This window comes from Paenibacillus sp. FSL R7-269, from assembly GCF_000517865.1.
Lineage (GTDB): Bacteria > Bacillota > Bacilli > Paenibacillales > Paenibacillaceae > Paenibacillus_AQ.
Genome location: NZ_ASPS01000021.1, coordinates 76,782 through 89,327, shown reverse-complemented (window position 1 = coordinate 89,327; position 12,546 = coordinate 76,782). Strand labels below are relative to the sequence as shown.

At 52.2% G+C, this 12,546-nt stretch carries 9 protein-coding genes; 6 read left to right on the top strand and 3 right to left on the bottom strand.

Annotated features, from left to right (window positions below; translation table 11 throughout):
• Positions 1–125 precede the first annotated feature (125 nt).
• Complete coding sequence (locus C162_RS34300; RefSeq protein WP_051493391.1) at positions 126–1,049, top strand: helix-turn-helix domain-containing protein; 924 nt, start codon at positions 126–128, stop codon at positions 1,047–1,049.
• 88 nt (positions 1,050–1,137) lie between these two features.
• On the opposite strand, the gene C162_RS10985 is transcribed toward C162_RS34300, so the two are convergent.
• The 3 genes from C162_RS10985 to C162_RS10975 are packed head-to-tail and all read right to left on the bottom strand — an operon-like array spanning position 1,138 to position 4,715.
• Entirely contained in the window at positions 1,138–2,277 is a 1,140-nt protein-coding gene (locus C162_RS10985) for a toxic anion resistance protein (RefSeq protein ID WP_036694349.1), read from the bottom strand.
• Positions 2,278–2,303: 26 nt separating this feature from the next.
• Positions 2,304–3,989, bottom strand: a complete 1,686-nt coding sequence (locus C162_RS10980; RefSeq protein ID WP_036694348.1) for a vWA domain-containing protein — start codon at positions 3,987–3,989, stop codon at positions 2,304–2,306.
• An 18-nt stretch (positions 3,990–4,007) separates the two neighbouring features.
• Positions 4,008–4,715 (bottom strand): hypothetical protein, encoded by a 708-nt coding sequence (locus tag C162_RS10975; RefSeq protein WP_156949607.1) that lies wholly within the window; start codon positions 4,713–4,715, stop codon positions 4,008–4,010.
• A 351-nt stretch (positions 4,716–5,066) separates the two neighbouring features.
• Between C162_RS10975 and C162_RS10970 the strand changes: the two genes are divergently transcribed.
• The 5 genes from C162_RS10970 (at position 5,067) to C162_RS10950 (ending at position 12,460) form a co-directional block, all read left to right on the top strand.
• Positions 5,067–6,533 carry a hypothetical protein gene (locus C162_RS10970; protein WP_051493390.1) on the top strand — a complete coding sequence of 489 codons (1,467 nt, stop codon included), beginning with the start codon at positions 5,067–5,069 and terminating at the stop codon, positions 6,531–6,533.
• A gap of 324 nt (positions 6,534–6,857) precedes the next feature.
• Positions 6,858–7,820 (top strand): EamA family transporter, encoded by a 963-nt coding sequence (locus C162_RS10965; RefSeq protein WP_036694553.1) that lies wholly within the window; start codon positions 6,858–6,860, stop codon positions 7,818–7,820.
• A gap of 291 nt (positions 7,821–8,111) precedes the next feature.
• Positions 8,112–8,948: a BglG family transcription antiterminator LicT gene (gene licT, locus C162_RS10960; protein ID WP_036694343.1), complete on the top strand. Its 837-nt coding sequence runs from the start codon at positions 8,112–8,114 to the stop codon at positions 8,946–8,948.
• A gap of 109 nt (positions 8,949–9,057) precedes the next feature.
• Positions 9,058–10,956 carry a beta-glucoside-specific PTS transporter subunit IIABC gene (locus C162_RS10955; protein WP_036694341.1) on the top strand — a complete coding sequence of 633 codons (1,899 nt, stop codon included), beginning with the start codon at positions 9,058–9,060 and terminating at the stop codon, positions 10,954–10,956.
• 34 nt (positions 10,957–10,990) lie between these two features.
• On the top strand, positions 10,991–12,460 hold the full coding sequence (locus C162_RS10950) for a 6-phospho-beta-glucosidase (protein WP_036694340.1): 1,470 nt from the start codon (positions 10,991–10,993) through the stop codon (positions 12,458–12,460).
• Positions 12,461–12,546 lie beyond the last annotated feature (86 nt).

The following is a 12,546-nucleotide window of genomic DNA, read 5'->3' as shown; positions in this document are numbered from 1 at the left end:
CTACCGGCAGTTGAATCAGAGGGTATGCAGCTATTCAACCAGCAATTGATAGGATTGTATATGCTGAAATGATATGCTGTTTCTGGCAGTGTGCACTGTACATTTTATAATCTCGGAGGGATATCATGCTCGACTTACGTAGAATTGGGGCTTATATATCGCGGCTTCGCAAAGACCAGGACTGGACCCAATTGGAGCTTGCCGATCAACTGAATGTAAGTCATCAGGCGGTATCGAAATGGGAGCGGGGCGACTCGCTGCCGGATATTGGAACACTTCCGCAGGTTGCGGGGTTATTCGGCCTAACCGTAGACGACATTTTGAATGCAGGAGACCACGCAGAGCATAGAGAGCACCCGCATCTGGGACGGATCGTAGAGGAGATTGCAGAGAACAGGCCGGGCCAGATTGCAGAGCTGGTCAATGCCGGTAAGCTGGAGATGGAAGAGCTTGTAGAGGTAGCGCCTTTTGTAAAAGCAAGTGCCCTGAATAAGGTTACAGAGAGCATTGACAGCAGCGTCCTTACGTTAGATGTAATTATGCGGCTGGCCCCGTTCCTGGGTACAGATCTATTGGATGAACTGGTTCATCAGGCTGAAAAGAAAGAAACGGCTTGGAATGTCATTTCCGGACTTGCCCCGTTCGTCAGCAGTGGCACCTTAAGCCTGCTTGTCGATCAAGCAGCAGACGGTTCTAAAGAGGTGAACAATCTTGTGGGCATCGCCCCGTTTCTGGAACGGGAACAGCTGGATCTGTTGGTGCAACAAGCCAGAGGGGGCAGCCCCAGCTGGCATTCCATTCAAGGCCTGGCTCCTTTTATTAGCAGGGAAACGTTGGGCCTTCTAGTTGACCGTTTGGCAGACGGTACTGTCGATGCAAATCAGCTCACAGGCCTCGCTCCTTTCCTGGACAGGGGGAAGCTTGGGAAGCTTCTTGGTGAAGTCGAAGCGGAACAGCTTAGCCCTGATCTGCTGGCAAGCCTCGCCCCGTTCATCGATCAAGGGACGTTGAGCAGAATGGTGACAGGCTTACTGAATAAAGAAAAGTAGAGTGCAAAAGGAAAATAGACAGACAAAAAACAGAGCACCGGCGTATTCTCCGCCGTGCTCTGTTTTGCCTTGTATATGGGCAGTGATGCTACAGCCCGAGCGTATTGCCCTTTTCCAGCCGCTGAATCTGCTGTTCGCCGTTATCTGCCAGCTCCCGGAACTGGATAATGGTCTCACGCATCTTAGGGAGCGCCTCCTGCTTGTAGGTGCTGATCGAATCCAGGGCGGAGAGGACGTCGGTGAAGGCCTGCTTCAGCGTATCAACCGAAATGCTGGTTTCGAGCGATTGCTTGTGAATGGCTGCACCCTGCTCCTTAAGCATTCTGGAGGTGCCGCTGATCAGATTGTCGGTGGTCTGGTTCAGCAGCTCGATTTTTTGGAGGACGATCTTCTGGTTGTATAAGGCGCTGGCGACTGTAACCGAAATTTTAAGCGCAGATACCGTAACATTCCTGGCTCTGTCCACTCCACGGATCAGTTCCTTGTTGTTGCGGATGACAACCTCAATAGCCATAATGCCCTGCTGATTGACTACGAGCATCTGCTGCAGATCCATCACCCGCTGGCGCAGCGGGAACAGCACCTCCTCTGTAATGAACCGCACCTTATCCTCGTCTTCACCGCGCTGCTTGGCAGCTTCAATCTGCTTCTCAATCTCCTCGTCCATCAGGATGCCGAGCTGAATCTCCTTCTTAAGCCGCTTGGTCAGCTCCCGCAGGGTCTGCTGTTCAATCTCCAGTGTCGTATTGTCATTCTTCAGCACGGCTTTGCCTTTATCCAGGGATAGAATAATATCTGAGATGACGGCATCAGCCTTTTGATATTTGGCGAAATAATTACGCAGGGGGTGGAAAAACTTGCCGAGAAAGCCGCTTTTGGCGAAATCGACCGCGCTGGGGTCCAGATCCTTGAGCTGCTGGTGCAGCTCGGTTAATCCCTTGGCGACCTGGCCGCCTTCATCCCCGGTCTTGGACAGATTGCCCACCGATACCTGAAGCAGGGAGTTCTTCTCCGACGAGGAGCGCATGGTGCCCATCCCGAAGCTGTCAATCGACTGCAGCACAGCCTTGCGTTTCTCCAGAGACTCGAAGTCCAGCTCCAGGATACTGGAGACATTATTAATCGCCTGCTCCTTAAGCTGGGTGACTTCCTCCGGCTCCGGCTGAACCTGCTCCTCGATGACCGATTTCAGCTTCTCGGGGCTGGGAATTTCCATGGTGAATGACATATGAACCCTCCTTCAGAATATAAAGTCTACATTTGCACGTTGAGCAGGTTTCCGATTTTGTATACTACATCCTCTGTGTCGGCGTTGATATTGGCCGCCTCGTTGATGCTCGAGATGCTCTCCAGTGCCTTGATATTGGCGTTATACCCGATGGTATATACCGGAATCTTGTAAGTCTCGATCAGGCCCCGGATATCATCCAGGGAATGGCCTTCGTTGGTCTCCCCGTCGCTAAGCACGAAGATTAGAGGCTTCATGTCCGGGTTCAGCGCCAGCTGATCCTTCAGCATCTTCATCGCAACCACCACGCCGTCGAAGGTAGCCGTGCCGCCCACAGGCTGAAGGCTGTTAATCGCCCCTACGAACATGGACTGCTGATTGGTATCATATTTGCCGATGGGCAGATTGATAGTCACATCACTGGAATAGGACACAAAGCCGATACTGTTGTCCTTGCCGAGGAATTTCTGGCCCTTCAGCAGGGACTCCTTGAGACGGTTCAGCGGCTCACCGGCCATGCTGCCTGAGACATCGGCTACGAACACTGCCGCAATCGGCTTGCTGCCGTTCTTTTTCTCCTTCCAGAGCTTCTGGGCCGAAGAGAGAATGGAGCCGTCAACCGGTGCCAGCTCTGAGACATAGTCGGTCAGGCCGTTGAAGCCCTTGTCCGCAGCCGTCTTCTGGTACTTCTCCTGCTGGACGAATTCGCCGAACTTCTTAATGATCGCCAGCTTCTCCGGCGGCAGCTGCCCGAGTGCATACAGCGGGCTGTCATGTCTTACCCCGAATGGGGTGAACACATAGCCGCTGTTCAAATCCTTCGCTTTGACGAAGGTCTGATACTCAAGGACGAAGGCATCCAGCATGCCGGATTTAGCGGCTTCCCGCATTTGCAGGGTGGTGGAGGCGATGAAGGGCACGTTGGCCTGGAACTTCTCGAAGCCTTGAACCGCCTTGTCTCCCAGCAGATCCGTACTGTCGAAGGTGCTCAGTGCGGTGACCAGGAAATTCAGCCCCGTTGAACTGGCAAAAGGATCGGTGTACCCCATCGCCAGCTCATTAGCCGCAATAGCGTCGGTAATTGTCTTGACGTTGATCGAGCCGTATTTGTCGACCAGTTGATCGTATTTCTGCTTGCTCATTACTACTCCGGCTACGTTGCCGGTCAGACGCTTCGTAACCAATTCGGCCTGCACGTCACTGGCCTTGACCATCTCGCCCCATAGCTCATTAGAGGGAGTGTAGGCGTCAGGCACATATTTGCCGGACCGGATATAATCAGCGGCTGTGCCGGAAGCAATGTTGCGGATTTTGACTGAGGCCGGCTTGCCGTCTATTGTAATACCGGCAGCGTTGAAATCTGCGGCGACCTCATTCAGCCAGCCGTCATTGCCTGTTCCGGACTTCTCTGTAGAGGAGAAAATCTCGACGAAGCTGTCCGTGGTGCTCTCTACGGAGATGGGGAACTTGGAGATATCGGGCAACGAATCGCCGATGGACGACGGATCAAGATCGATCTGTCCTTTTACAGGCTCAGCACTGGTCACGTTGATATCCTTATAGATGCGGTTCAGTCTTTTGTCGGCGTCTTCGGCAGAGATTTCTGTCTTGGATTTGCCCAGATTGGACGTTAAGGTAATTCCGAAGTAGACGAGTGCGAAGACGGATGCGGCGATAATGCCGAGTATGAACAGTGTTTTGCCTTTCCTCATAGGTTCATCTCCCTTTCCTTACTGATAGAGTTTCGTCTGCCCGATCAGGGCGGTCAATTCCTGCATGCATGGCATTTCTTCCACATTGGTATAATCTGCGCTGCCCAGCTCGGTAATCTCCAGCAGCAGCTGATCCAGCTTCAGCAGAATTTCCTCATTGGCCCCGAGGCAGCCTTTGACATAGGAGAGATATTCGTTATATAGCGCGGTTTTCTTCTGAATCAGGGAGCTGGAGAACCGGGTGGAAGCGTTACCGGCACTGAATCTGGCGAACTCCGAGGGATCGAACACACTGAGCTTGCCCAGCAGCCCCCGGATATTCAAATAAAAGAGCTTCTCGACCTCCATAATGACAGAATGAAACTTGCGGAAGCTGAGCTCAGCCGGATCGAATCTGCGGCCCAGCACCTGGAGCAGTGCGGTCTTCTTCTTCTCAATCCGCTCGATCTGGTCCAAGGCGAGGGAGATATCCTCCTTCAGCACCTTCACATTCCGGTGACGGCCGAGGCCGGCAATGTAATCCTCCCGCGTCTCTAATTGCACGCTGGCAGGCTTGGCAGCCGGGGGTTTGAAGAGCAAGGTGTAACTGCCATATAGGACGACCAGCAGACTGATGATTAACAGGGTTACTGCCGATGCCGTTTCCAGCGGACTTCCGCCGATCTCGACACCGAGCAGGCCGGGAGAGAGAACGATGACATTTAAGATTACAACTCCGGCAATCATGCCGAGGAGCTTAACGGGCCCGGATCTGTTCAGGATCTACACCTCCTCCATAGTAGTATATTTGGGGATAGCAGCTTGAATCACATGAAATAGGTTGGAATGAAGGCTATTACAGACTGGTACGTAGCGAAACTTGTCTATGTTTCAAATTTTTACGATCCCGCCGGATTGAGGACGGGTCTTGACCATATGTAAGGCTCCTTTCGAATGATCTGCTGAATTGAGTTATATTTTATCATAATTTGGGAGAGTAGGGTCTGTGTTTGTTATTGTTCATTGCTAATAAATGGAACATAATAGGAGGGGGAAAGAATCTATGCGAATAGAGTATTTTACAAGGGGGACAAGCCGTTGTTTTTTCGTAAATCAGTTCTGCTCCTTATATCACTGCTGATAGTATCCTTAGGTCTGCCTGCTGGCAGTGAGGCTGCTGCCGGGGGGATAAGAGCGGTAAGTGTGTCCGGCGGCTCTGCGCATGGAATAGCGGCCTGGAGTGACGGGACCGTAACCGGCTGGGGAGACAATAAGTTCGGTCAAGTCGGGGACGGTACAAGTATTAATCAGTACATTCCGAGGCATGTGGAAGGTCTAAGCGGGATCGTTCAGGTGGCAGCAGCGGGAAGCGTATCCTTTGCGCTCAGTAAGGATGGAGAGGTGTGGGGGTGGGGCCGGGACTACAGCAGCTATATACAGAATGACCCCCAACTGCGGGATCAAAAACGGGGAGGTCCTGTGAAGCTGGAAGGTCTGCAGGAGGTAGCCTCTATCACTACAAATGGTAATCTTGGCATCGCTGTGAAAAAAGACGGAACGGCTACACTGTGGTACCCGTCCTACGATCAGCCTGGCGTGCTGCCGGTGCAGATTCGCTATTTAGCACTCAAGGCAGTCACGGGGGTCAGATCCGCGCTAATTAACGGTAACGATGCGTTGTTTCTTACTAAAGAGGGCAGTGTGAAGCAGATGAGTATCGTTAACACAGTGTATAACCGTATCCGCTTGGAGAGTGATCCGGTCAGTGTAGCTACGATTGCTTCAGCCTCAATAACCGGTATGGCTGCTACACAAGGTGAGCTGTTCCTGCTGCGCAGTGACGGCCAAGTCTTGCGCTGGAACAAGGGGCTTAAAGCACCGTCTGCCGTTACTGGCCTTAATAATGTCTACAAGCTGGATACCGGCTTCTACCGGCTGTTTGCCTTGAAGAGAAACGGTACACTTTGGCAATGGAACTATAATTCTGGAGCACTGGCTAAGCCGTATCAGATAAAAAAGGGAAATCAAATCAGCAATATTTGGGGAAGCAGTGGAACCTTTGGTTTTGCTCAGCACAAGGATGGGACGCTTCTAGGCTGGGGCGATGGCTTCGACGCGGGACTTGCGACCGGGAAGGGGGCAGCAGTCAAGGATGAAGATGGATATATCCTGGCACCGGTCCAGCCGCCGCTAATGTTCTTCGTCAACGGTGAGCCGTTCTCATTCTACGGCACGGCCTCCATCAAGGATGGCAAGCTGTATGTACCGCAGAACAGTGTATTCAAGGCTCTTGGCGTGAAGGTAAGCATGAGCACATCCAACCCTGATCCGAAATTATATTATTATCACTTCACGGTTTGGTCTTTCGTATACGGTAAGAATACCGTTCAGGTAAAGTTCAGCGATCCACTCGAATTATTTATCAATGGCAAGAAATCAGACCGCGAATTTATAATGAACAGTCTGCCGGATTCAGCACAATTCCCGCTGGCGACAATATGTGATCTTCTCGGAATTGGCTTAGAGTGGAATAAAAGTACGGGTGAAGTCAGGTTGGAGAATTGATTAATAGCGGGCTGCATTCCCTGAGTTTCAAATTTAAAAGAATTAAGGCTTGACGTCAGCTCACTTGGCGTGTAACATATGAACAGTCGTCAACCAGGCAATTATTCATAACTCAATATTGTTCTCGTATAACCTCGCAGCCATTCAGATGTCACAGGGCGAGGGTTTCTACAGGAAGCCTACTCTTCCTAACTACGATGATAAGGACCATGAACCAGCGGTCCCTGTCCCGGAGTTAGGATTTTTTGCGTCTCTGCGGTCCTTGACCTTGACGCAGCATGATTCAGATCAGAAGATTCAGGAGGCATAATCAGAATGAAAGATATGAAATATTTAATCTCCGTACTTGTAGGCGCTATGAGCTACGGCATTTTATCAACGATTGTTGTATTGGCTTACGGGCAGGGTTACAAGCTGGGAGAGGTGGTCGGCACCCAGCTCTTAACCGGCTGTATTCTAGCTTGGCTGCTTGCGTTATATACCAAGCTCAGAGCGAACCGCAAAGAGCGCAGCACAGCGGACGTTGCGGCGCCCGCCAAGGCCGTTCCCACCCGGCTGACCTGGAAGCATAGAATGCTCTTGATGATGGCTGGTGCGCCAACCGTGGTTACAGGTCTGCTGTACTACCAGTCGCTCCGGTATATTCCGGCTTCGCTGGCGATTATCCTGCTGTTCCAGTTCACCTGGATCAGTGTGCTGATTCAGGCGGTAAGCAAACGTCAACGCCCTGACAAAATCACGGTGCTGACGCTGATCCTGCTGTTCGGCGGCACCCTGCTGGCCGCAGGTATTCTGAATCAGGGAGCTGCCGAGTTTAACCTGCTTGGGTTGGTGCTCGGGTTGCTATCGGCAGTAAGCTATTCGATGTTCATTATCTTCAGCGGCAAAGCCGTTCCTTCGGCTCATCCGGCCTACCGGAGTGCCTGGATGGTCACTGGCGGTCTGCTGCTGCTGTGCATTCTGTTCCCGCCGTACTTCCTGTTTAACGGGTTACTGTGGGGTCAACTGCTGCTGTTCGGCTTCCTGCTGGGCTTGTTCGGCGCCTTCATCCCGCCGCTGCTGTTCGCCATCGGGGTTCCGCATATCGGCGGCGGCATGGCCGGTATTCTGGGCGCCGTAGAACTGCCCGTTGCCGTCTTAATGTCTTCGTTCGTATTGGAAGAGCATGTAAGTCTTCTGCAATGGACCGGAGTGGTGCTGGTGCTGCTGGGTGTGGTATTGCCGGAGCTGTATAAGCTGCGGTGGGGAAATGGAAATGCCCAGGCCGTGAGTTCCTCATCGGTCTGAGTTCAGGCAGAATAGAAGAAGAGGAGTGTTCCCTGTGAATAGGGGACACTCTTTTTCTTACAGGTTCAGTTATTTGTAAGCGCAAACATTTATGTTGCCAAAAGTGAAATTCAGTGCTATTCTGAATTTGGGATTGTTACTGCAAAGGCAAAACCCAAAACATGGTCACGTGTTTTGGGTTTTGCCTTTCTTTATGTTAAGGCCCTGCGGGACGCCGTAAGGAAGCCTTGACCCGTCTAACATCCTGTAAGCAGTGCCAAATGAAATTCGGGGTAAAGGAGGGCAGCTTGGTTGATTATCGAGAAGATTTTCAATAACAATGCCATTATTGCCAAGGATTCAGGTAAGGATGAATTGGTTGTTATGGGACGCGGCATCGGCTTCAAGAAGAGCCCGGGTGATCCAGTGGATGTCTCTCTGATCGAGAAGACATTTGTGCTGAAGCGAAATGACGCGTCCGAGAAATTCAAGGCCTTAATGGCGGACGCTCCCGCCGAATATGTGGCCTTAAGCTATGACATTATCGAGTATGCCAAGCAGACGCTGAAGGCCCGGCTGAGCGATTATATCTATGTGACCTTGACGGATCATTTGACTCATGCCCTAAGGCTTCATGAGCAGGGTATCCGCAATGACAATCCGCTTCTCTGGGAGATTCAGCGCTGTTATCCGAGGGAGTACGCGATCGGGCATCATGCCATGGGGATGATTGAGCAGTATACCCGTATCCGATTGCCGGAGGATGAGGCAGGCAATATTGCACTCCACCTGATTAATGCGCAAATGAACAGCTCGGGCAACAAGATTGCGGATCTTACCAGGCAGACCCAGCAGATTGATGACATCCTCAATATTGTTAAGTATTCCTATAACAACGAAATTGATGAGCGTACCGTCAGCTACGAACGGTTCATCACCCATCTGCGGTATTTCTTCCAGCGCTCACGCAACCAGGAGTCTGAGGAGTCCGTGGACGATTTTCTGCTCAAGCAGGTGAAGATGAAATACAGGAAGGCCCATCACTGTGTGCTCAAAATTGAGAAGTATCTGGACCTGAAGCTCCTGGATGAAGAAATCCTGTATCTAACGATTCACATTCAGCGGGTAACGCAAAGACAAACTGAATAAAACCACTTGGATTGTTACTGGTCATGCAGGCGAAACCAAATCAGGCAGGAAGCTGCCGGGATGGTTTCGCCTTTTGCTTATCATTCATCAGGAAACGGGAGGATTTACTATGAAATATGAGGCACTAGCCAAGGATATTATCAAGCATGTCGGCGGCAAGGAGAATATCAACGGACTCAGTCACTGCGTGACCCGTCTGCGCTTCAAGCTGAAGAATGAGGCGGCGGCGAATACAGATGTGCTGAAGAACATGGATGGAATTGTAACGGTCATTCAGAGCGGCGGCCAGTATCAGGTCGTGATCGGTAATCACGTATCTGAGGTCTATGCCCAGGTGATGACCGCGGGCGGATTACAGGAAGGCGGATCAGAGACAGCCTCCGGTGAGAAAATGGGTCTGTTCAACAGCTTCATCGACATGATCTCCGGCGTATTCTCGCCGACCCTTGGCGTACTGGCTGCAACCGGGATGATCAAGGGCTTCACCGCCCTGTTCCTGACCGTGGGACTCCTTACCAAGGAGTCGGGGACTTACCAGATTCTGAATGCGCTCGGGGATTGCCTGTTCTACTTCTTCCCGATCTTCCTTGGATATACCTCGGCCAAGAAATTCGGGGCCAATATCTTTATCGGGATGGCGATAGGCGCTACGCTGGTGTACCCGTCCTTCGGCAGCATCACGGCGGCGGGCGAACCGCTGTACACGCTTTTTAGCGGAACGATCTTTGAATCGCCTGTGTACATTACCTTCCTGGGGATTCCGGTCATTCTGATGTCCTATACCTCCAGTGTCATTCCGATCATCATCTCGACTTATATTGGCTCCAAGCTGGAAGCCTTCTTCCGAAAAGTAACGCCGAGTGTGGTACGCACCTTCCTCGTCCCGTTTTTCACCCTGCTGGTCACCGTTCCGCTGGCGCTGATTGCCATCGGTCCGGTCTCCACTTGGGCCGGACAGCTGCTGGGGCAGGGAACCTTGTTCCTCTACAACCTCAGTCCGGTTATTGAGGGGCTGCTGGTAGGCGCATTCTGGCAGGTCTTCGTTATCTTCGGGCTGCACTGGGGTCTGGTGCCGATTGCCCTCAATAACATGGCTGTACTGAAATCCGATCCAATTCTGGCAGCTTCATTCGGCGCTTCGTTTGCTCAGACCGGTGCAGTGCTGGCGATTATGCTGCGGACCAAGAACGCCAAGCTGAAGTCATTGTCGATTCCGGCTATTATCTCAGGGATCTTCGGAGTTACGGAGCCTGCCATTTACGGCATTACGCTGCCGCGCAAGAAGCCGTTCATCTTAAGCTGCGTCGCGGCGGCGGTCGGCGGCGGTATCGTCGGTCTGATGGGCACCAAGGGCTATATTCTCGGCGGTCTGGGGATCTTCGGTATCCCAAGCTACATCAGCCCGGACGGGATGGATAAAGGCTTCTATGGCGCGATTGCTGCCATTGTGATCAGCTTCATTCTCGGGTTCATTCTCGTCTTCTTCTCCGGGTTCAAGGATGAGGAAACGGCTGACAGTAAGAGCGGCGGGACTGCCCGGAGCAATCTGGTGAAGCAGGAGACGGTGGGAAGTCCGCTGAAGGGCCAGGTCAGAGCCTTGTCGGAGCTGACGGACGAAGCCTTCTCTACAGGCGCAATGGGTAAAGGCATAGCGATTGAACCGCTGGAAGGCAAGGTGTACTCTCCGGTTGACGGGGTACTGACCACCTTGTTCGCCTCTGGCCATGCAATCGGCATTACTAGTGATAACGGGGTCGATATTCTGATTCATGTCGGCAAGGACACGGTCAAATTGAAAGGCAAACACTTCACCCCCCGGGCCAAGCAAGGCGATACCGTCACCAAAGGCCAGCTGCTCATGGAGTTCGATGTTGCTGCGATCAGAGAGGCTGGCTATACGCTGACCACGCCGGTGATCATCTCCAATTCCGGTGAGTATCTAGATGTCATTGAGACGGACAAGAAGAGTGTCGATTACCGGGAGAATCTGCTGACCGTCATGATTTAACTGATATTCTAATCTAATCTGAGGAGGAATTATTATGAATAAGAACGTAGATGTGAGCAACAGAAGTTTTCCGGATAATTTCCTGTGGGGCGGCGCAACGGCTGCGAATCAGCTCGAAGGCGGGTTCGATGCGGGTGGCAAGGGGTTAAGCACTGCGGATGTCATGACCGCCGGAACGCATACGGTCTCCCGGAGAATTACTCCAGTACTGGAAGCCGGAGCTAATTATCCGAGCCATGAAGCGGTTGATTTCTATCACCGGTACGAGGAGGATATCGCGCTGTTCGCCGAAATGGGCTTCAAGGTGTTCCGCATGTCTATCGCCTGGTCGCGGATCTTTCCGAATGGGGATGATGCCGCGCCAAGCGAAGAAGGGCTGCAGTTCTATGACCGGGTATTTGACGAGCTGGCCAAGCACGGGATTGAACCGCTGGTGACGATCTCCCATTATGAAGCGCCTTACCATCTGGCTGAAGCCTATAACGGATGGGCGGACCGCAGAACAATTGATTTCTACGTCCGTTACTGCGAGGTGATCTTTAACCGGTATAAGCACAAAGTGAAGTACTGGCTGACCTTCAATGAGATCAACATCCTTACGATGCCGTTCGGGACCTTCATGGCCGGGGCGATGAAGCCGGAGGGAAGTGCCGAGCTGACGGCATCCGCGCAAACCGACAATGAGCAGCTAAGATACCAGGCGCTCCATCACCAGTTCATCGCCAGTGCCAGAGCCGTGAAGCTGGGACATGAGATCCATAAGGATTTTCAGATCGGTTGTATGATTGCCTACATGTGCTCTTACCCGCTGACCTGTAATCCCGAGGATGTGCTTCTGGCCCAGCAAAAGGATAATCTGAGTAATTTCCTCTGCTCCGATGTCCAGGTAAGAGGGGCTTATCCGGGCTTCGCGCTGCGATACTTCCGGGAAAAGCAGATTGAGCTGCAGATGGAGGAAGGTGACGAGCAGATTCTTAAGGAAGGCTGCGTGGACTTCTACACCTTCAGCTACTATTCATCCACCTGCGTGAGCGCAGCTCCGGATCAGGAGTCGATTGGCGGCAATATGTCGCTGGGTCTGAAGAACCCGTATCTGCAGGCAAGTGCGTGGGAATGGCAGATTGACCCGCAAGGCCTGCGGTGGGCTCTGAATAATATCTACAACCGTTACGGACTGCCAATGATGGTTGTGGAGAACGGCCTTGGTGCAGTGGATACTGTAGAAGCAGATGGTTCAATCAAGGACGATTACCGGATCGAATATCTGAGGGAACATGTCGGGGCGATGGGGGAGGCGGTGGCTGACGGCGTGGATTTAATCGGATATACCTCCTGGGGCTGCATCGATCTGGTCAGTGCAGGCACCGGAGAGATGAAGAAGCGCTACGGCTTCATTTATGTGGATAAGGATAACGAAGGCAAGGGGACGCTGGACCGGTCCCGCAAAGACAGCTTTTTCTGGTATCAAAGGGTAATCGCCAGTAACGGAGCTGAGCTGGAGTAATCCGCGACTGCCGGAAGCTCACTTTTTACAAATAGTTGTCTGCTGTTTCAGTCTGCGGTCCCTATGGTATATGATAATTAATAAAC

Bases quoted from the DNA above. Each gene is read 5' to 3' on its own strand.
- C162_RS10985 (WP_036694349.1), bottom strand. From the start codon at position 2,277: ATGTCATTCACCATGGAAATTCCCAGCCCCGAGAAGCTGAAATCGGTC.
- C162_RS10950 (WP_036694340.1), top strand. From the start codon at position 10,991: ATGAATAAGAACGTAGATGTGAGCAACAGAAGTTTTCCGGATAATTTC.
- C162_RS10965 (WP_036694553.1), top strand. From the start codon at position 6,858: ATGAAATATTTAATCTCCGTACTTGTAGGCGCTATGAGCTACGGCATT.
- C162_RS10975 (WP_156949607.1), bottom strand. From the start codon at position 4,715: ATGATTGCCGGAGTTGTAATCTTAAATGTCATCGTTCTCTCTCCCGGC.
- C162_RS10955 (WP_036694341.1), top strand. From the start codon at position 9,058: ATGAAATATGAGGCACTAGCCAAGGATATTATCAAGCATGTCGGCGGC.
- C162_RS34300 (WP_051493391.1), top strand. From the start codon at position 126: ATGCTCGACTTACGTAGAATTGGGGCTTATATATCGCGGCTTCGCAAA.
- C162_RS10980 (WP_036694348.1), bottom strand. From the start codon at position 3,989: ATGAGGAAAGGCAAAACACTGTTCATACTCGGCATTATCGCCGCATCC.